Annotated in this window: 19 protein-coding genes and 1 riboswitch; of the genes, 13 read left to right on the top strand and 6 right to left on the bottom strand. The window is 58.4% G+C overall.

Going from position 1 to position 19809, the window contains the following annotated elements:
* Positions 1 to 135 precede the first annotated feature (135 nt).
* Positions 136 to 624, top strand: coding sequence for a helix-turn-helix domain-containing protein (locus B6S09_RS12150; RefSeq protein WP_094278754.1), 489 nt, complete (start codon positions 136 to 138; stop codon positions 622 to 624).
* A gap of 159 nt (positions 625 to 783) precedes the next feature.
* Here the strand turns inward: B6S09_RS12150 and B6S09_RS12145 are convergent, their stop codons facing one another.
* Together B6S09_RS12145 and B6S09_RS12140 are read right to left on the bottom strand one after the other, a co-directional pair.
* Entirely contained in the window at positions 784 to 2763 is a 1980-nt protein-coding gene (locus B6S09_RS12145) for an exoribonuclease II (protein WP_094278753.1), read from the bottom strand.
* 107 nt (positions 2764 to 2870) lie between these two features.
* The gene (locus B6S09_RS12140) at positions 2871 to 3782 is read right to left on the bottom strand and encodes an enolase-like domain-containing protein (protein ID WP_094278752.1); all 912 of its coding nucleotides are present in this window, start codon (positions 3780 to 3782) and stop codon (positions 2871 to 2873) included.
* Positions 3783 to 3906: 124 nt separating this feature from the next.
* Here B6S09_RS12140 and menA point away from each other — a divergent pair, with 124 nt between their 5' ends.
* The 8 genes from menA (at position 3907) to B6S09_RS12095 (ending at position 12700) form a co-directional block, all read left to right on the top strand.
* On the top strand, positions 3907 to 4779 hold the full coding sequence (menA, locus tag B6S09_RS12135) for a 1,4-dihydroxy-2-naphthoate octaprenyltransferase (protein ID WP_094278751.1): 873 nt from the start codon (positions 3907 to 3909) through the stop codon (positions 4777 to 4779).
* 428 nt (positions 4780 to 5207) lie between these two features.
* Positions 5208 to 5310: riboswitch (TPP riboswitch) on the top strand.
* Positions 5311 to 5384: 74 nt separating this feature from the next.
* On the top strand, positions 5385 to 7340 hold the full coding sequence (gene thiC / locus B6S09_RS12125) for a phosphomethylpyrimidine synthase ThiC (protein WP_094278749.1): 1956 nt from the start codon (positions 5385 to 5387) through the stop codon (positions 7338 to 7340).
* Positions 7337 to 8845, top strand: coding sequence for a thiamine phosphate synthase (thiE, locus tag B6S09_RS12120; RefSeq protein WP_094278748.1), 1509 nt, complete (start codon positions 7337 to 7339; stop codon positions 8843 to 8845). The genes thiC and thiE (B6S09_RS12120) overlap by 4 nt, the downstream gene beginning before the upstream one ends.
* Positions 8846 to 8847: 2 nt before the next feature.
* Positions 8848 to 9600: a HesA/MoeB/ThiF family protein gene (locus tag B6S09_RS12115; protein ID WP_094278747.1), complete on the top strand. Its 753-nt coding sequence runs from the start codon at positions 8848 to 8850 to the stop codon at positions 9598 to 9600.
* Between the two features lie 4 nt (positions 9601 to 9604).
* On the top strand, positions 9605 to 9805 hold the full coding sequence (gene thiS, locus B6S09_RS12110; RefSeq protein ID WP_094278746.1) for a sulfur carrier protein ThiS: 201 nt from the start codon (positions 9605 to 9607) through the stop codon (positions 9803 to 9805).
* 1 nt (position 9806) lies between these two features.
* Positions 9807 to 10577: a thiazole synthase gene (locus B6S09_RS12105; protein ID WP_094278745.1), complete on the top strand. Its 771-nt coding sequence runs from the start codon at positions 9807 to 9809 to the stop codon at positions 10575 to 10577.
* Positions 10574 to 11695, top strand: coding sequence for a 2-iminoacetate synthase ThiH (gene thiH / locus B6S09_RS12100; RefSeq protein ID WP_094278744.1), 1122 nt, complete (start codon positions 10574 to 10576; stop codon positions 11693 to 11695). Before B6S09_RS12105 ends, thiH begins: the two co-directional genes overlap by 4 nt.
* 603 nt (positions 11696 to 12298) lie before the next feature.
* Complete coding sequence (locus B6S09_RS12095; RefSeq protein WP_094278743.1) at positions 12299 to 12700, top strand: TM2 domain-containing protein; 402 nt, start codon at positions 12299 to 12301, stop codon at positions 12698 to 12700.
* Here B6S09_RS12095 and B6S09_RS12090 read toward each other — a convergent pair.
* Complete coding sequence (locus tag B6S09_RS12090; RefSeq protein WP_094278742.1) at positions 12683 to 13273, bottom strand: TetR/AcrR family transcriptional regulator; 591 nt, start codon at positions 13271 to 13273, stop codon at positions 12683 to 12685. The two genes, B6S09_RS12095 and B6S09_RS12090, sit on opposite strands and share 18 nt — an antisense overlap.
* A gap of 106 nt (positions 13274 to 13379) precedes the next feature.
* Between B6S09_RS12090 and B6S09_RS12085 the strand changes: the two genes are divergently transcribed.
* From B6S09_RS12085 to B6S09_RS12070, 4 genes are all read left to right on the top strand, one after another.
* Positions 13380 to 13868, top strand: a complete 489-nt coding sequence (locus tag B6S09_RS12085; RefSeq protein ID WP_323132974.1) for an HPP family protein — start codon at positions 13380 to 13382, stop codon at positions 13866 to 13868.
* 76 nt (positions 13869 to 13944) lie between these two features.
* The gene (gene thiM, locus B6S09_RS12080) at positions 13945 to 14742 is read left to right on the top strand and encodes a hydroxyethylthiazole kinase (protein ID WP_094278741.1); all 798 of its coding nucleotides are present in this window, start codon (positions 13945 to 13947) and stop codon (positions 14740 to 14742) included.
* Positions 14739 to 15353 carry a thiamine phosphate synthase gene (gene thiE, locus B6S09_RS12075; protein WP_094278740.1) on the top strand — a complete coding sequence of 205 codons (615 nt, stop codon included), beginning with the start codon at positions 14739 to 14741 and terminating at the stop codon, positions 15351 to 15353. The genes thiM and thiE (B6S09_RS12075) overlap by 4 nt, the downstream gene beginning before the upstream one ends.
* A 154-nt stretch (positions 15354 to 15507) precedes the next feature.
* A complete protein-coding gene (locus B6S09_RS12070) occupies positions 15508 to 16890 on the top strand; it encodes a trimethylamine monooxygenase (RefSeq protein ID WP_094278739.1) in 1383 nt (460 codons plus the stop codon).
* A 507-nt stretch (positions 16891 to 17397) separates the two neighbouring features.
* On the opposite strand, the gene B6S09_RS12065 is transcribed toward B6S09_RS12070, so the two are convergent.
* From B6S09_RS12065 to B6S09_RS12055, 3 genes are read right to left on the bottom strand one after another with little or no spacing between them, the layout of a single operon-like run.
* Positions 17398 to 18318, bottom strand: coding sequence for a 5-oxoprolinase subunit C family protein (locus B6S09_RS12065; RefSeq protein ID WP_094278738.1), 921 nt, complete (start codon positions 18316 to 18318; stop codon positions 17398 to 17400).
* Entirely contained in the window at positions 18318 to 19019 is a 702-nt protein-coding gene (gene pxpB / locus B6S09_RS12060) for a 5-oxoprolinase subunit PxpB (protein WP_094278737.1), read from the bottom strand. The genes B6S09_RS12065 and pxpB overlap by 1 nt, the downstream gene beginning before the upstream one ends.
* Positions 19016 to 19762 (bottom strand): 5-oxoprolinase subunit PxpA, encoded by a 747-nt coding sequence (locus tag B6S09_RS12055; RefSeq protein ID WP_094278736.1) that lies wholly within the window; start codon positions 19760 to 19762, stop codon positions 19016 to 19018. The genes pxpB and B6S09_RS12055 overlap by 4 nt, the downstream gene beginning before the upstream one ends.
* Between the last annotated feature and the right edge of the window lie 47 nt (positions 19763 to 19809).

Below are 19809 nucleotides of genomic sequence, written 5' to 3'. Positions count from 1 at the left end.
CCTCATCATCCACTGAATTGAAGTTACACTTCAATTTCATCCTAGGTAGATGTTAATTTTTTGTCAACAATATTTTCGTTGATAGTATGATGGAGGAATATGGGACGAAAATGCTGAAGTTGCGGGAGATTTTGTGTGTTAGGCGAGCAGTTGAAGAAGATTCGCAAGGAAAAAAAGTTAACGTTGAAAGCTCTTTCAGAGGGAGCGGGAGTCTCGATCAGCTTTCTGTCACAGGTTGAACGGGGCAAGTCAAGCGTTACGCTTGAGTCCTTACGTAAAATTGCAGAGGTGTTGGAGGTGAATCCCAGTATCTTTTTTGCGGAATCAGAACGATCACTTGAGAATGTTTCTTTTTACTATGAAGATCTGGCGGCTTCCTTTCCCAACCCCGAATTCCACCCCATTCTGGTGACCCTTGAGCCGGGGCAAAGCGAGGGAGAACCTTTTTCCCATATAGGTCATGAGTTTGTGTTTGTAGTAAAGGGCTCTTTGACTTTACAGCTGGGGCAGGAAAAGATGACTCTCGAGTCTGGGCAGTCACATTTCTACTCATCCAACCAGGCCCACTATTGGTATAACTACACCGAAAGCCCGATCCTGTTTCTGGTGGTCTCTTCGCGTTGAGCCGGGCGCTGACCCCAGATCAGAACTGCTATCCGATTCCTGCTTCTGCCGTAGGGTCATCTCCGCGCAGGCGGAGATCCATGGCCTGTTGCACAGGGCTGTCAGCCGTTTGTAAAAAGGCCTGCATTTGCAGGCCTTTTCAGTATCAGCGATTCACCCTCAGGAAGCGGGCTTTTCCTGCTTCTCCGGAACCAGCGGAATGGCCGGCTTGGCGATGAGTGAGCGGGTGTCCTCAATGGCTTCGGTCAGGATCACCTGAATGTGCTGGCCCAGCTCGTATACCGGCTGTTTGTCGAGGTAGACACGGCCGTCGTCCCAGCTGCATTCCAGCCGATCCCGGTTGGGCAGGATCAGGGAAGAAGGCATGAATACCACGGCCCCGTTTTCCTGCAGACGCAGTTTTACGCCGCCCCGACCGATATCGATGATTTCGGCATCAAAGGCATGACCGTTGGCAACGGCCGGCTGCAGGTAGCGTACATACAGCCAGTCGGCGATGTCACGCTCGGCACGGCGGTGCATGCGACGCTGTTCCGACAGGTGAACTGCCAGTTCGGCATTGGGGGCATGAGCATCATGGGCTTTTTCGGCCAGAATGGCCTTGATCAGCCGGTGGTTAATGATGTCGCCGTATTTACGAATGGGTGAGGTCCAGGTGGCGTAGGCATCCAGACCCAGGCCGTAGTGCTCGCCAGGCGTCACGCTCATGGCAGCAAAAGACTGGAAGCGGCGTACCCGGTTGTCCAGATAGCTGGTGTCGCGGGAATCCAGCCAGCGGCGCAGCTCGCAGAACCCTTCCAGGGTAGTGAGTTTTTCAGGATCTACCGGAGCCTCGTGCTCCTTCAGCAGCTCCTGCAGCTGGGTCAGTTTTTCTTCGTCGAAGCCGGCATGTACGTTAAATACACCGGTGCCACAATGCTTGGTCAGCCAGTTGCCGCAGGCCAGGTTGGCGGCAATCATGGACTCTTCCACCATCAGGTTGGCAATGCGGCGGTGATCGGCATGAATGGCTACTACGTTGCTGGCGTCATCCAGCTCAAAGCGGAAGTCGGGACGATCCGGGAACACAATGGCGTGGGTGCTGCGCCAGTTGTTGCGGGCGCGGGTCAGATCAGTGAGATCGCGCAGCTGTCCGGCAATCACCTCGCTCTCGGGCTGCCAGTCACCGGTGCCTTCCACCCAGTCGGAGACCTTGCTGTAGGCCAGACGGGCATGGGAGCGAATGCGGGCGGCGAAAAAGTCGGCGTCATCGGCCACTTTACCATCAGCGTCGATATGAATGCGGGCACACAGGGCGTGGCGGTCTTCCCCTTCTTTCAGAGAACACAACTCGTCAGCCAGAGTGCGTGGCAGCATGGGGATATTGCGGCCCGGCAGATACACGGTAAAGGCACGTTCGGCGGCAACCTTGTCCATCTCGCTGTCGTGGGCAACATAGGCAGTGGGGTCGGCAATGGCGACCAGCAGCTCCCAGCCACCATCGTCGAGCTTTTTCACGCTGAGGGCGTCGTCCATATCCTGAGTGGACTCGCTGTCGATGGTGAAAAAGGGCACGTCGGTCAGGTTCTGGCGGGGCAGGGTTTCTTCCAGCAGATCCCATTCATCCCGATCCTGCGGTGCCTGATTGGCCAGGCTGTTGCGGGCCAGCACTACCCACCAGGGGGCGATAGGATCGTCTACGCCGGCGATCAGCTCGACAACGTCGGCAAAAAAGCCGTTATCTTTCAAGGCGTGACGCTTGAGCTCCGCCAGTACCCAGTCGCCTTCCTTCAGGTCCTTGTCGTTCATCCCCTTGATGGTACGGGCCTTGATGGCGTCTTTCATCAGCGGGTGATCGGGCACGATATTGAGCCGGTCACGGAACCACTTCACCCGAGCCACAAAACGGGTCAGGCCGGGCTCGATCAGGGTCTCGGGCTCGACCAGTTCCTTGTCGTTTTCGGTGCGCAGCACGGCGGTAATGTGATCGCCATGCATGACTTTTTTCATGTGCGGCGGCGGAATAAAGTAGCTTTCCTTGTCACTGACTTCGAGAAAGCCAAAGCCTTTGGAGGTGCCTTTGACCATGCCTTCCTTGGTGGGAAGGGTATCGCGGATTTGTTGCTTGAGCTGGGCCAGCAGGGGATTGTCTTGAAACATGAGTTTGGGAACCTGTCGAAATATCGGCCTGACTATACGGATTTACCCTCAGGATGCCAAGAAAACCTTGCCTTTTGCACCAGTTTGGTGCGTCGTTTATGCCGGTTTTATAGACAGTCAGGGCCATAAATCAGGGTGAGGTGCTGTGGGTCCGGCTGGCCTTGCGTGGTAACGCCGCTGTGCAGCAGATAACGCAGGCCGTCGAGCAGGGCAGGGCGCTCCGGGGTCAGCTCGCCCGCCAGTTGTGCGATATGCTGGTGTGCCAGGCCGCTTTCCAGATTGCCTGCCAGCATCACCTTTAACCCTTTGGCCCGGGCGGCGTTTGCAAGCTGCCGGCACAGCGCCGGTTCACCCAGCAGGGAAGGGCGCAGCACCAACGCCTTGAGCTCTTCAAAAACGGCGGGTGTTCCGTTGCCGCACCGGTCGGCGCTGAGTGCCACCGGCCAGCCGTGTTCCCGGGCCAGTGCACGGGTTATTGCTTCATCCGCACCGGGATCCAGCAGCCAGTCAACGGATCGGCCGTCAATGTGTCGCCACAACCCGATAAGCTGCTGTTCGTTTAACCGGCCGCCGGCATCCAGTATCAGCCTGAGCCCGGGTACCAGGATGGACAACTCCCGGACCAGGCCGGCGTCAAACTGCACATCGCCGGTCAGAGTCAGCCAGGCCTGGGTGGGATGCACCCGGCGGCAGCGCCAGGCGCGGATAATGCTTTCCCGTTCACCTTCCAGCAGCGGCAGGCTGGTGGCGGGAGAAGTAACCAACGGGGTTTGGGCACAGCCCAGCCCAAAACGCACCCAGGGAAGGGTGGCGTTGGGCTCCAGGCCAGCATCCAGTTGTTCGCTGGCGGCCAGCAGTTCGGTTTCGGTAGCCGCGGGATCGGCGGTGGCAGACGGAGCGACCTCGCCCCAATGCCCGTTCATGTTTACATAAAAGCCATGGCGGCGACGCAGGGCTATGCCATCGATTACTTTTTCCTTGGTCAGCGGCAGGGAGTAGCGGTAAACGGAAACAGACATGGGGTGGTTCTCATTCATTTACTTTTACATAAAGGTAACATGCTGTTCAGGCGAGCGACAGTGGTGTTTATTGCAGGGGCAGGTGAGTATCATCAGGCCAATATTTAACGCGGGAATTCTTTTTATGCCCCTGAAAACCTGGCTGCTGGCCATTCGTCCCAAAACTCTGCCGCTGGCAGTGGCATCCATTGTGCTGGGCGCGGCGTCTGCCGGTACTGTGGTGCCTGGCATATTGGTACTGGCATTGCTGACAGCGCTGCTGTTGCAGATAGTGTCCAATCTGGCCAATGACTATGGTGATGGTGTGCGTGGTACCGACGGCGCTGAGCGCATCGGGCCGGTGCGGGTGCTGGCCTCGGGGCAAGTGTCCCCGCTGCAGTTGCGCCGGGCCATGATACAGGTAACAGCGGCGTCGCTGGCAAGTGGGCTGGCCCTGCTGGCGCTGGCGTTGGGCTGCGATGTTTCTGCCTGGCTCGGTTTTCTACTGTTGGGTGCACTATCGGTGCTGGCTGCCCTGGGTTATACCCTGGGCCGGCGTCCCTATGGTTACCTGGGGCTGGGAGATGCGGCGGTGTTTGTGTTTTTTGGCCTGGTGGCGGTGCTGGGCACCGGCTGGCTGATGCGGCCCGAGCTCACCGCTACCGGCGGTTGGGCGGCGCTGGTGGCGGGGCTGCTGTCGATGGCGGTGCTCAATATCAACAATATTCGTGATATGGCAGGGGACCGCGCCGCCGGCAAACGTACCCTGGCATTGCGGCTGGGGCTGCACCGGGCCCGGGCCTGGCAGGGGGCGGTGCTGGCACTGGCAGTGCTGGCCGCCGAGCGGCTGATGACCGGCTGGGGCTATGTAGCGCTGGCAGGACTGTGGCCACTGGCGCAAGGGTTCAGGCTGGTGCTGACCCGCGAGGGGGCCGAGCTGAATCGGGCACTGGCGCTGACCGCCAGGGGGACCCTGATATTGACCACCGGGCTGGCATTGGGGCTGGCGGCGGCCTGAACCTGCAGGGGGGCGTGCAATGTCGTCGGCCAAAGCGCACTGCTTCTCCGGCACGCCATAAACCCTTCCATGGGGGCTCCGTTGCGCCATCCATGGCGCAAAGGGCACGGCGAAGCAGACACCCTTTGTCCTCCTTGGAATGCATGAAGCTGACTGACAGCAAGCAGACAGCACCGATGTTGCACGAAGTAGCAGTGGGGATTACCGGAGCCGACCGTTACATGCCATGGACGGCATGTGCCGAGCGCCCCATGGATGGGCTTGAAGCGTGTCGGCGGAGTGTAACCGCACCGATACTTCGTATTGAGGGGTGGCAGGTCATTCACCATCAGCCGCTTATGCAAAAAAGTAATGACCCGATGCCTTTTCGGCCGCCGGATGGCAACGAATCACCTTTGATTTTGTGAACTCGGTCTGGTTATACTGCGCTCATCTTGTCGGAGTGCCCTTACGGGCTGAGACCGCGAACTGCGGGATCCGTTGAACCTGATCAGGCTAATACCTGCGAAGGGAAGCAAGTAAGAACCAGCCACCGGATGTACGCCGGTTCTTTCTCAACACTCCCGACAAGCATTTTCACCCTATGGACGCAAAGTGAGATTGCTATGTCAAAAAAAGTAAACCGTCGTGAAGTTCGCAGCCAGGCCCAGGAATACATTCACAACCTGAAGGGCGAACCCTTTCCGAATTCTTCCCGTATCTACCTCGAAGGCTCACGCCCGGATATGAAAGTCGCCATGCGTGAAATCGCCCTGGCCGACAGCTTCAAGGGCGGCAGCGAAGAAAACCCGATTTTCGAGCCCAATGCGCCAGTGCCGGTGTATGACACCTCCGGAGCCTACGGTGATCCCGAGTCCGAAATCGATGTACGTCAGGGTCTGCCTCAGCTGCGTCAGCAGTGGATCCTGGAACGTAACGATACCGAAGAACTGGAAAGCGCCACCTCCCACTTTACCCAGCAGCGCATGGCCGACGACGGCCTGGATCACCTGCGTTTCGAGCACCTGCCCAAGCCGCGCAAGGCCAAACTCGGCCAGTGCGTCACTCAGATGCACTACGCCCGCAAAGGCATCATCACCCCCGAGATGGAATACATCGCCATTCGCGAAAACATGGGCCGGGAGCGGGTGCGGGACGAGCTGCTGCTCAAGCAGCATCCGGGCGAGAGCTTCGGTGCCAACCTGCCGGAAAACATCACCCCTGAGTTCGTGCGCAAGGAAGTGGCCGAAGGGCGCGCCATCATTCCCGCTAACATCAACCACCCGGAAGCCGAGCCCATGATTATCGGCCGCAACTTCCTGGTGAAGATCAACGCCAACATCGGCAACTCGGCGGTGACTTCTTCCATCGAGGAAGAAGTGGAAAAACTGGTTTGGTCCACCCGCTGGGGTGCCGATACCGTGATGGACCTGTCCACCGGCCGCTACATTCACGAAACCCGTGAGTGGATCCTGCGCAACAGCCCGGTGCCCATCGGTACCGTACCCATCTATCAGGCGCTGGAAAAGGTGAACGGCGTAGCCGAAGACCTGAACTGGGAAGTGTTCCGCGACACTCTGATCGAACAGGCCGAGCAGGGCGTGGATTATTTCACCATTCATGCCGGCGTACTGCTGCGTTATGTGCCCATGACCGCCAAACGCGTGACCGGTATCGTGTCCCGCGGTGGTTCCATCATGGCCAAGTGGTGTCTGACCCACCACAAGGAAAGCTTCCTGTACGAGAATTTCCGCGAGATCTGTGAAATCTGTGCCGCCTATGACGTTTCCCTGTCGCTGGGTGACGGCATGCGTCCGGGCTCGGTGGCCGATGCCAACGACGAAGCTCAGTTCGCCGAACTGTATACCCTGGGTGAGCTGACCAAGATTGCCTGGGAATACGATGTACAGGTGATCATTGAAGGTCCCGGCCACATCCCCATGCACATGATCAAGCGCAACATGGAAGAGCAGCTCGAGCACTGCCATGAAGCTCCCTTCTATACCCTGGGTCCGCTGACCACCGACATCGCTCCGGGTTACGATCATTTTACCTCCGGCATCGGTGCAGCGCTGATTGGCTGGTATGGCTGTGCCATGCTCTGTTACGTTACACCCAAGGAGCACCTGGGCCTGCCCAATAAGGAAGACGTTAAACAGGGCCTGATTACCTACAAGATCGCTGCCCATGCCGCCGACCTGGCCAAGGGCCACCCGGGTGCCCAGATCCGCGATAACGCCATGTCCAAGGCGCGCTTCGAGTTCCGCTGGAACGACCAGTTCAACCTGGCTCTGGATCCGGAAACGGCGCGGGCATACCACGATGAGACCCTGCCTCAGGAATCGGGCAAGGTGGCGCACTTCTGCTCCATGTGCGGACCCAAGTTCTGCTCCATGAAGATCACCCAGGACGTGCGCGACTACGCTGCCAGCCTGGAGAACAACATTCAGGTGCAGCTGGTGGGCATGGACGGCCAGCCTGAACTGGTGCAGGCCGGCATGGCGAAGATGTCGGAAGAATTCAAGAAACGCGGCGGTGAACTGTATCACCAGGCCGACAAACTGGAGCAAGAATCTCTATGACCAAACCCATTGTCTGGACCATTGCCGGTTCCGACTCGGGTGGCGGGGCCGGCATTCAGGCCGACCTGCACACCATACAGGCACTGGGCGGCCACGGCTGCTCGGTGATCTCCGCCATCACCGCCCAGAATTCGGTATCGGTGTCCATGGTGGAGCCGGTGCTGATGCAGGCCTTTACCAGCCAGCTGGTATCCCTGTCCACCGACATGCAGGCCGCTGCCATCAAGATTGGTCTGCTGCCGGGCGGACTGCGTGCCGAGGTATTGGCACGTTACCTGAAAGAATACCGTCGCCAGTGGCAGCCTTGGGTGGTACTGGACCCGGTGGCGATTGCCAGCACCGGTCAGTCCATGGCCGAGCCCAATCTGCTGCCGGCCATCAAGCAGCATCTGCTGCCGGAAGTGGATCTGATCACCCCCAACGCCATAGAGCTGGAAGCACTGTCGGGCATCACGCCCGACTCTCCTCAGGCCTTGCGCGCTGGTGCCGCCGCCCTGCGGGAAATGGGCGTGGGTGCCGTACTGGTCAAGGGTGGGCACCTCGACTGGGCCGGCGATCAGGCTATCGACTTCTACAGTGACGGCGAGCGGGAGATCTGGCTGGCCAGCCCGCGCCTGGAAACCCGCCACGGTCATGGCACCGGCTGTACTCTGTCGTCGGCCATTGCCACCGCCGTGGCCCAGGACTACCCGATTGAAGACGCCCTGGTACTGGCCAAGGCTTATGTCAATCAGGGCCTGAAAGCCGCCGAAGGCGTCGGTGCCGGTGCCGGTCCGGTGGCCCATCTGGGCTGGCCCACCAGGCTGGAAGACTTCCCCGCCGTGGTGATGCCGGGCAGTGCCCTGGCGGAGCAACTGGGTATCAGTGGTCCGCATCCCCAGGGTGCCTTTGCCGCCATGGACACTCACAAGCTGGGTTTGTACCCGGTGGTGACCACGGTTGCCTGGCTGGAGAGACTGCTGGAACAGGGCGTGCGCACTCTGCAGCTGCGTATCAAGGACAAAGCCGACGCCGAAGTGGTGGAAGATATCAAGGCCGCCGTTGCGCTGGGCCGGCGTTACAACGCCCGGCTGTTTATCAACGATTACTGGCGGCTGGCCATTGAGCACAACGCCTACGGCGTGCATCTGGGGCAGGAAGATATTGAAGTGGCAGATCTGGAAGCCATTCGCGCTGCCGGCCTTAAGCTGGGGCTTTCGACCCACGGCTATTATGAAATGTTGCGGGCCCGGGAGCTGAAGCCGTCCTATCTGGCCTTAGGGCATATTTTCCCTACCAGAACCAAAGACATGCCGTCCCGCCCGCAGGGCCTGGAGCGGCTGCACCGCTATGTGGCGTTGATGCAGGACGAATTCCCGCTGGTAGCGATTGGCGGCATCAGCAAGGACAGAGTTCCTCTGGTAGCACAAACCGGTGTGGGCAGTATTGCTCTGGTCACCGCTATTACCGAGGCGGCCGATCCGGACGCGACCACCCGGGAACTGCTGCACATGGTGGAGGGCTAAACATGCTCAGCGATAGCGAATTCATGCGATACAGCCGGCATCTGTTGCTGGAAGAGGTGGGTGAGGAAGGGCAGCTCAGGCTGAAGAACGCCTCCGTGCTCATCGTCGGTCTGGGCGGGCTGGGCTCGCCGGCATCTCAATATCTGGCGGCGGCCGGGGTCGGTACCCTGTGGCTGGCCGACTTCGACCAGATCGAGGTCAGCAACCTGCAGCGCCAGACCCTGTATGACGTTGACAGCCTGAAAATGGCCAAGGCCGAAGTGGCCCGGGAAAAGCTGCAAAAGCTGAACCCGGAGATCGAGCTGGTGGCAGTCAATCAGAAGATGGACGCGCACAGCCTGGCCGGCTTTGTGGCCGAGGTGGATCTGGTACTGGACTGCACCGACAACATGACGGTGCGCCAGGCCCTGAACGCTACTTGTCATGCTCAGGGCAAACCCCTGCTGGTGGGTGCGGCCATTCGCTTTGAAGGCCAGCTGCTGGCGCTGGATCCGTCCCGCGACCATGGATGCTATCGCTGCCTGTATGGCCCGGAAATAGAGGAGCGGCTGACCTGCAGCAATGCCGGGGTGATTGGCCCCGTGGTGGGCACCATTGGCCTGTTGCAGGCACTGGAAGCCATCAAGTATTTAACCGGCACCGGCACCGTGCCCTGGGGGGAACTCAAGCTGTTCGACGCCAAGGCACACCGCTGGCACAGCCTCAAGGTGCCGAAGGATCCGGCCTGTCCGGTATGTGGACCCAAGGGGAGCTAACACCATGCACATTATTCTGAACGACGAACAACATCCCCTGACTGAGGGAACCACTCTGGCGCAGCTGCTGACCGAACTGGAGCAGGACAAGCCCGGGGTGGCAGTGGCGCTCAACCGCGAAGTGGTGGCGCGCAGCCAGTGGGCCGAGCAGCAGCTCGCCCACAACGACAACATTACCCTGTTCCACGCCATTGCCGGAGGCTGAAATGAGTCTGAAGATTGCCGATAAAACCTTTGAATCCCGCCTGTTTACCGGCACCGGCAAGTTTGCCAACGGCCGTCTGATGCAGGACGCCCTGTCCGCCTCCGGCTCGCAACTGGTGACCATGGCGCTGAAACGGGTGGATCTGAAAAACCACAGCGACGACATTTTGCCGCCACTGCTGGAGCTGGGCGTGAACCTGCTGCCCAACACCTCCGGCGCCAAGGATGCGGACGAAGCCCTGTTTGCCGCCCGTCTGGCCCGGGAAGCCCTGGGTACCCACTGGCTCAAGCTGGAAATACACCCGGATCCCAAGTATTTGCTGCCCGATCCCATCGAGACCCTGAAGGCTGCCGAGCAGCTGGTGAAGGAAGGCTTTGTGGTGCTGCCTTACTGCGGTGCCGATCCCGTACTGTGCAAGCGGCTGGAAGAAGCAGGTTGTGCCGCCGTTATGCCTCTGGGTGCCCCCATCGGCTCCAACAAAGGCCTGGTGACCCATGACTTCCTGGAAATCATTATTGAGCAGTCCAATGTACCGGTGGTAGTGGATGCCGGCATCGGTGCGCCCAGCCACGCCGTCTATGCTATGGAGCTGGGTGCCGATGCCGTGCTGGTGAACACCGCCATTGCCGTAGCCGGTGACCCCGTGGTCATGGGTGATGCCTTCCGCCGGGCAGTGATTGCCGGTCGTATGGGCTACGAAGCGGGTCTGGCCGGACAAAGCCAGCAGGCCCAGGCTTCCAGTCCGCTGACGTCCTTCCTGGAGACCCTATGACTTTCTTCGATGTCTGGTCATCCATGGACTGGGATGACATCAAAATGAGCATCTACGGCAAGCAGCCCAGAGATGTGGAGCGGGCGCTGGCCAAGCCCAAGCGGGATCTGAACGACTTTATGGCGTTGATCTCGCCGGCAGCCGAGCCTTACCTCGAGCAGATGGCTCAGCAGTCGTACCGGCTGACCCGGCAGCGCTTTGGCAATACCGTAGGTTTTTACATTCCCCTGTATCTGTCCAACCTGTGTGCCAACGACTGTACCTATTGCGGCTTTTCCATGAGCAACCGGCTCAAGCGCAAAACCCTGAGTGCTGAGGAAATCGAGCAGGAATGTCTGGCTATCAAGGCCATGGGCTTCGATACCGTGCTGCTGGTTACTGGTGAGCATGAGGGCAAGGTAGGTCTGGAGTATTTCAAGGAAATGCTGCCCATCATCAAGCGCCACTTCAGCTACGTGATGATGGAAGTGCAGCCGTTGCCTCAGGAAGAATACGCCGAGCTGCGCCAGTACGGCCTCGACAGTGTGATGGTGTATCAGGAAACCTACCAGCACCTGACCTACGACGAGCACCATATTCGCGGCAAGAAAAAGGACTTTCGCTGGCGTCTGGAAACCCCGGATCGCCTGGGTAAGGCCGGCATCGATAAAATCGGCCTCGGTGCCCTCTACGGTCTGGAAGACTGGCGTACCGACAGCTTTTATACCGCCTCGCATCTGCGCTACCTGCAGAAGCACTACTGGAAGACCCGCTACTCGGTATCGTTCCCGCGGCTGCGGCCCTGCACCGGCGGCCTGCAGCCCAAGTCGATCATGACCGACCGCCAGCTGGTGCAGCTGATCTGCGCCTACCGCCTGCTCGATGGCGAGCTGGAGCTGAGCCTGTCGACCCGGGAAGCCCAGGAATTCCGCGACAAGGTGATCCCCCTTGGTATCACCAGTATCAGCGCCGGCTCCAAGACCCAGCCGGGTGGTTATGTAGAGAACGTTAAGGAAGAACTGGAACAGTTCGAAATCGACGACGAACGCACCCCCGCCGAGGTGGCCCGGGCCATTGCCGCCACCGGTCTGCAGCCGGTATGGAAGGACTGGGATAACAGCTACTCTGCCAGCCGGTAAGGTGTTGTTGGGCTGTTGTCATCCCCGCATTTCTAATGAAATGTCGTCGCCCCCGCGCAGGAACGTCATCCTCAGCGAAGGCGGGGGCCCATTCAGCAAACAGCGCGGTATCTGACACCGTGCACCTCTGTACTGGATGCCCATCTTCATGGGCATGACCAGGGTTGGAGGCGTGCGATGGCGTCGTCCCACACAGGAACGTCGCCCCCGCGGAGGCGGGGGGCCATTCCGCAAACAGCACTGTATCTGACACCGTGCACCTCTGTACTGGATGCCCGTCTTCATGGGCATGACCAGGGTTGGAGGCGCGAGATGGCGTCGCCCCACACAGGAACGTCGCTCCCGCGCAGGAACGTCATCCCCAGCGAAGGCGGGGCCCATTCAACAAACAGCGCGGTATCTGACACCGTGCCCCTCTGTGCTGGATGCCCATCTTCATGGGCATGACCAGGATTGGAGGCGCGTATACGGGGACGGGGTAAGTGTTCCGTGTGACACCATTCCCGCAAAACGACGATCCGGGTCGCCGGTTAGACAACAGGCATGGAAGTTAAGGAATGTAACGTCTAGAATGGTCGTTTTTAACAACTGACCCGAGGCAGCATGAACAGTACGCACAGCAAGGTGATCGGCTATATATTGTGGATCTTCGGGTTCATGGGGGCCCACCGCTTTTACTACGGTCGCCCTGTCAGCGGCACTATTTACTTCTTCACGCTGGGACTGTTCTTTATCGGCTGGATTGTGGATCTTTTCCTGATCCCGTCCATGGATCGGTCTGCCGATCGGCGTTATGCCACCGGTCCCAAGGACTACAGTGTTACCTGGATCCTGATGACCTTTCTCGGCTTCTTCGGTCTGCACCGGCTGTATATGGGCAAGTGGATTACCGCCATCATCTGGTTTTTCACCGGTGGACTGTTCCTGCTTGGCTATCTCTACGACTACTGCACTCTTAACGGCCAAATCGATGAAGTTAACCGCCGTTCACGGCGTTTTGGCTGAATAAACCGAACTCGCCAGGCTCAGAGCAAGTGCTTTGGCCTGCAGGGCGGCCTGTTTGTCGCCCTGTACCTGAGCCAGCACAATGGCTCCCTCCTTCAGCAGGCTCAGGGCGTATGCCAGCTCCCCGGCGGCTTGCTCCTCCAGTCCCGTCTTCAATAAACAGGATGCCAGCATTCGCGTGGCCGCCGTCTTGTGTTGTGCACACTGCCGGTGCAACTCATGGCCAGGGTCGCCGTATTCGGCGCAGGTATTGATAAAAAAACAGCCATGGAATGCCGTCAGGGTGGTTTCCCTGTCGTTTATCCAGTCATCCAGTGCCGTAAACAACGCTTCAATCACCCCCTCTGCGGTGAATTTCTCTTGTTCCAGGCGTTTTTCAAGCCACTCCAGAAATACACGATCCCGGTAGGAGATCACGGCGGCGACCAGCGCTTCCTTCCCGGCAAAGTGGTGATAAAGGGTTTTTTTGGCGATACCCGATTCCTGCAGTATTTGGTTAATGCCCACGGCATGAATGCCCTGACGGTAAAACAGGTCGAAGGCGGTGGTCACAAGCTGCTGGCGTTTATCCATGATGTTCTCCTGTTGATACCGGCATATTGACAAAAGTAGACCGAACTGTCTACATTGGGTTGGTAGACAGACTGGTCTACCTTATTTTCAATTTGGGAGCATGTGCATGATGGACAGCAGAAATGGTTTTTTTCGGTTTACAGGGCGTTACCCGGCAATGGTGGCCGGCCTGGGGGCCATGTTGTGTATTACCACTCTGGCCGGACTGGATGGCTTGAATAATACCGGCCTTTGGCTGATGGCGCCTTTTGGTGCAACCATGGTGATTCTATTTGGTCTGCCGGAGAGCCCGCTGGCGCAACCAAGAAATATCTTTTTTGGTCACCTGCTCACGACCCTGGTCGGCCTGATGGTACTGAATAGCATGGGCGTGCAGCCCTGGTCTCTGGGGCTGGCGGTGGGTCTGGCGGTCAGCCTGATGATGCTGACCAAGACCACCCACCCACCGGCGGGAGCCAATCCGTTAATCGTGATGCTGGGAGGGCAGGACTGGAACTTTTTATGGTCCCCGGTTGCGCTGGGGGCAGGCATTATCATCATGGGAGGCTGGGCGTACCACCGTAGTACCGGCCGGAATTATCCTGCCCGCTGGTAACGTCAGAGATTTCGTTCATGTTTGATCTGCTATCCGGTAGCATCGGTCACCCGAATGACGAGGGACAGTGAATATCATGAACGCCAAACAAATTATTACCGCGCTCAGGGCGGTACGGGAGCAGAAGCCACTGGTGCTTAATATCACCAATTACGTGGTGATGAACAACAGTGCGAATGGCCTGTTGGCACTGGGAGCATCGCCCATTATGGCTCATTCCCGGGGTGAGCTGGCAGAGCTGATGCCACTGGTGGGCGCACTGGTTGTCAATATTGGTACCCTGGACAGCAGCTGGATAGAACGCATGGAGCTGGCAGTGGCATTGGCCAACCGTTATGACAAGGCGGTGGTACTGGATCCGGTGGGTTGCGGTGCCAGCAGTTTGCGTACCGATACCTCGCGCCGGTTGGCTGAGCAGGCCGGACGGCTGATTATTCGCGCCAATGCGTCCGAGATTATTGCTCTGGCCGGTGCCTCGTCACGGGGCAAGGGAGTCGATGCGCAGGATGGCAGTGAGGCGGCTTTGGCAGCCGGGCGGCATCTGGTGCACCATTACCATGCGGATGTGGTGATCTCCGGCGAAACAGACATCATCCTTGGTGAAAGTAGCGAGATCAGGCTGGAAAATGGCCATAGCATGATGCCCTTTGTGACCGGTATGGGATGTACCCTGTCGGCGCTGACCGGTGCCTTTGCCGCCGTGGGTGAGACCTCGGGCGTGGCCGCGGCGGCGGTGCTTGGTGTAGCCGGTGAACTGGCCGCTGCCCGCTCTCCCGGACCGGGCAGCCTGCAGCTGAACCTGCTCGACACTCTGTATCAGCTGGATGCCGATACGCTGGAGCAATGTCTGAAAATCACGGTGAACAGGCAATGAATCCTTATCGTTTATATTTGGTGACAGACGACCGGCAGTCTGTCGACACATTGCAGTATGTCGTGCGCGAAGCCGTACTGGGGGGCGTTACCATGGTACAGGTGCGTGAAAAACACGGTGATGTGCGCGCCTTTATTGAACGGGCCGAGGCAGTGAAAGCGGTACTGAGAGGCTCCGGTGTGCCACTGATTATTAATGATCGGGTCGATGTGGCGCTGGCGGTGAATGCCGATGGCGTACATCTGGGTCAGTCTGACATGCCTGTCGCTTATGCCCGGCGTTTGCTGGGGTCGGAACGGCTGTTGGGGCTGTCGGTTGAGACTGAGCAACAATTGTTCGAGTCCGAATCATTGCCGATCGATTATCTGGGGCTGAGTGCCATTTTTGCTACGCCCACCAAAACGAATCTTAAAAAGCACTGGGGTATTGCAGGACTTAAGCGAGCATTGGGTGTCAGTTCTCGACCAATTGTTGCCATTGGTGGCATCAATGAGGATAACTTACCGGACATTGCCCGAACCGGTGTACACGGTGTGGCCCTGGTGTCGGCTATTTGTGATGCGTCTTGTCCTCAAACGGCAGCCCGGAAGTTGGATGGAATAATGGAGTAGTCTGCTCGAACAAATGCACTTTTTTACATAATCAGTTAGTACGCAATTGTTTCGTGTTTTTGCTTATTTTTGCGGTGTTTTTGTACGGGTAGCTGTTTCTTTGCGGTTAATTCCTTTAGTATGGCAAGGTTTTTGCTGTATGAAGGAGTTAAATGTGAGCAAGCAGAAAATCGCGATTTTGGGCGCTGGCCCCAGTGGTCTGGCACAGTTGAGAGCGTTTGAGGCAGCTCGCAAGGCAGGGGTTCAGGACCTGCCGGAAATCGTTTGTTTTGAAAAGCAGAGTGACATCGGTGGCATGTGGAACTACACATGGCGCACGGGTTTAGATAAAAATGGCGAGCCAGTTCATGGCAGCATGTATCGGTATTTGTGGTCCAACGGCCCGAAAGAGTGTCTGGAATTTGCCGACTACTCTTTTGACGAGCACTTTGGCCGGGCCATTCCTTCCTATCCGCCGCGTGCCGTGCTGAAAGACTACATCATGGGTCGTATCGACAAGCAGGCCATTTCTAAATACATCCGTTTCGAATGCCCGGTTCGCTGGGTAAGCCATAACGAAAGCACCGGCAAGTTCACCGTGACCGTGATGAATCACAAGACCGGCCAGCAGGAAAGCGACGAATTCGATTATGTGGTGGTGGCCACCGGCCACTTTTCCACGCCGAACATGCCTTACTTTGAAGGAGTGGAGCAGTTCCCCGGCCGGGTATTGCATGCCCATGACTTCCGTGATGCGCTGGAGTTCAAGGACAAGCATGTGCTGCTGGTAGGTGCCAGTTACTCGGCGGAAGACATCGGTTCCCAGTGCTACAAGTATGGTGCCGGATCGGTGACCATCAGCTATCGCACTAACCCCCTGGGTTTTGACTGGCCCGAGGGTATGGAAGAGCGACCGCTGCTGTCCCATTTCGACGGCAACACCGGCTATTTTTCCGACGGCTCCACCAAGGAGTTCGACGCCATCATCATGTGTACCGGCTACCTGTTCCACTTCCCCTTCCTGCCGGATGCACTGCGGCTGCAGACCCACAACTGCCTGTACCCGGACAACCTGTACAAGGGTATTTTCTTCCAGAGTAATCCGAAGATGATCTACCTGGGCATGCAGGATCAGTATTTCACCTTCAATATGTTTGATGCTCAGGCCTGGTATGCCCGCGATGTGATCCTGGGCAAGATTGCTCTGCCCGTGGCCGATGAGCGCCGGCACGACATGCAGCACTGGCTGGATCGTCATGCACAGCTGGGTGGCTGCTGTGATTCCATCGATTTTCAGGCCAGCTATATTCGTGATCTGCTTGGTTCTACCGACTATCCCGAATTCAAAGTGGAAGAGCAGGCGGCACTGCTCAAGGTATGGCAGCAGGACAAGCAGCAGGGCATTATGAATTTCCGTGAGAAGTGCTATCGCTCTACCGTGACCGGCACCATGGCGACCCGCTTGCCGGCCAGCTGGCTGGACATCAAGGACGATTCGCTGGAAAGCTTCATGTCTCTCGACTTCACCGAGAACAAGACCTTTGATAAGGTCGACTAAGGCTTTGCCCTGAACTAATAAAAAGCCCGCTGAATAGCGGGCTTTTTTGTATTTGTTATGGCTTCCGAGCTTCGCGGCCTCAACATCGGTCATGCCATGAAGATGGGCATCCAGCACAGAGGTGAACGCTTTCAGATAGGCGCTGTTTGCTGAATGGACCCCGTCTCCTCGGGGGCGAGGTTCCTTCACGGCCTCAACATCGGTCATGCCCATGAAGATGGGCATCCAGTACAGAAGTGCACGGTTTCAGATACAGCACGGTTTGCTGAATGGACCCCGTCTCCTCGGGGCGAGGTTCCTTCATGGCCTCAATATCGGTCATGCCCATGAAGATGGGCATCCAGTACAGAAGTGCACGGTTTCAGATACAGCACGGTTTGCTGAATGGACCCCGTCTCCTCGGGGCGAGGTTCCTTCATGGCCTCAATATCGGTCATGCCCATGAAGATGGGCATCCAGTACAGAAATGCACGGTGTCAGATACAGCACTGTTTGCTAATGGACCCGTTAAAACTGTGCTCTGAATTCCCGATAAGCTTGCTGAGCCTCGCCTGCGGTGATGGTGAACAGCCGCAGTGTCTGGCCCGGACGGCATTGGGCCAGACGGGCGCAGGCCAAGGGGGTAAGGGTGCCGAGTCGCGGGTAACCGCCAATAGTTTGACGGTCGTTCAGTAATACGATGGGCTGGCCATCCGGAGGCACCTGCACTGCTCCCAGGGTCAGTCCTTCCGAGATCAGCGATCCTATGTTGCAGTGCAACATAGATCCTTGCAGTCGGATCCCCATACGATCCGAACGGGGATCCACGGTCCACGGCCGGTTTAATGCTTCGATCAGGCTGTGATCATCAAAATGGCGGAACTGAGCACCGGGGAGCAGTGCAAGCGTGGGCTCGTCATCATAATCGCGCTTTTCTTGTGCCGGAAGACGGCGGCTTAACGCATTTCCCTGCATTTTTTCATCAAATATCAGAGTGTCACCGGCCGCCAGCGGACGGCCGTCACCTTGGTGTCCACCCAGGTGGTCCCGCACTACACAGGCGCTACTACCCAGCACCAGCGGGGCCTGAAAACCACCGGCCACGGCCAGGTAGGCTCGGATACCAGCCCGGGCCATGCCGAGGCTCAGGGTATCGCCACTATTGAGATTAACGCCCTGCCAGTGGGGCAGGGGCTGGCCATTAACCTGCGCCTGCATATCGGCACCGGTTATTGCCAGCCGGCAGGGCTGCTGTGCGCTTAGTGTTAAGCCACCCAGGGTCACTTCCAGCGCCGCTGCTCCCCAGGCATTTCCGGCCAGCCAGTTGGACCAGGCCCAGGCATGCAGGTCTGCCGGGCCCCCCTGGGTCACGCCCAAGTGACGCACACCAAAGCGTCCGGCATCCTGCAGGGTGCTGAGTGGGCCCGGTTTTTCAATAAGCAGGCTCATTATGCTTCCATCGATGTGGTGTCGCCGCCCAGCCGCTCGAATTCGCCTTGGCTGATCGGCTCAAAACGCACCCGGTCGCCCACTCGCAGCAGGCTCAGGTTTTGGCTGGCAGGGTTAAACAGCCTGGCCGGCGTACGCCCCATCAGGTTCCAGCCACCGGGAGTGGTGTTGGGGTAGGCGGAGGTCTGGCGGCCGGCCAGGGCTACGCTGCCGGCAGGCACTCGTGGTCGTGGGCTGTTATGCCGGGGTGTTTCCAGCGCGGCGGGCAGAGTGCCCATAAAGGCAAAGCCCGGAGCGAAACCGAGGGCAAATACCCGGTAAGTGTGCCCACTGTGCAGCTCGATTATCCGCTCGGTACTCAGGCGGGTATGTTGTTCCAGCCGGGCAAGATCCGGTCCTACGCTGGGGTGATACCACACCGGCAGGATTTTTACTTCGTCTTGAGAGTTGTCTTCCAGCGGGGTGAGTCTGGCCAGCAGACTTTGCAGTAACCGGCGGGCTTCTCCGTGATCCAGGGTGAATGGATCAAACTGCACCAGCAGGGTGGTGTAGGACGGCACCAGGTCGGTTAAATGCGGTCCAAAGGCTCGCTCGCAGTCCTGTACCAGAGCTGTGATCCAGTTCATGTTGGCTTCGTCGATGTCATCGAACAGCCGCACCAGCCAGGCGTCGAGGCCGGCGTTTTCCAGCCTGGGGTTCATGCCGGGTCGTCCAGCATACGGCGGATGGCGGCCACGGCGGCAATTGACTCCGGGTTGTCGCCGTGCACGCACAGGGTATGGGCGGTGAGTGTCAGCGGGCTGCCGTTGATAGTGGTAAGGGGCTCTCCGGTGGCAATGCGCCGGGCCTGCTCCAGAATAACCTCGGGAGCATGATGCACGGCACCGAACTGATTGCGGGGCACCAGAAAACCGGCGGAGTCGTAGGCGCGGTCGGCAAAGGCCTCAAACCAGAGGGTTATGCCGTGCCGGTCGGCCAGGGCTTGTGCGGGTTCCGGGTTGGCGGTGGCCATCAGCATCAGTGGCAGACCAGGCTCAAAGGCGGCCAGGGCACCCATGATGGCCGCCAGGGTGGCCTCATTTTTCATCATGTCGTTATAAAGTGCCCCGTGGGGCTTAACGTAGTGCAACTGCGTGCCTTCGGCCCGGCAGATGGCGCTGAGGGCTCCCAGCTGGTAGAGCATTAGGTTTTCCACTTCGGCGGGGGTGCAGGCCAGAGAACGGCGGCCAAAGCCCACCAGATCCGGATACGCGGGGTGAGCCCCGACTTTGACTCCGTGTGTACTGGCAAGGCGCACGGTGCGGCGCATGGTATCGGGATCGGCGGCATGAAAGCCACAGGCTACATTAGCCAGATCCACAAAGGGCATCACGGCTTCGTCCTGACCCATGGTCCAGGCACCGAAGCTTTCTCCCATATCGGCATTCAGCAGTAATTTGGCCATTTGTTTTCCTTCATCACCCTAAATAAGGTTAAAGGGTCGACTAAATC

The organism is Oceanimonas baumannii, from assembly GCF_002245495.1.
GTDB lineage: Bacteria > Pseudomonadota > Gammaproteobacteria > Enterobacterales > Aeromonadaceae > Oceanimonas > Oceanimonas baumannii.
The sequence above is the reverse complement of the archived record's forward strand: the minus strand, read 5'-3'. Positions and strand labels throughout refer to the sequence as shown.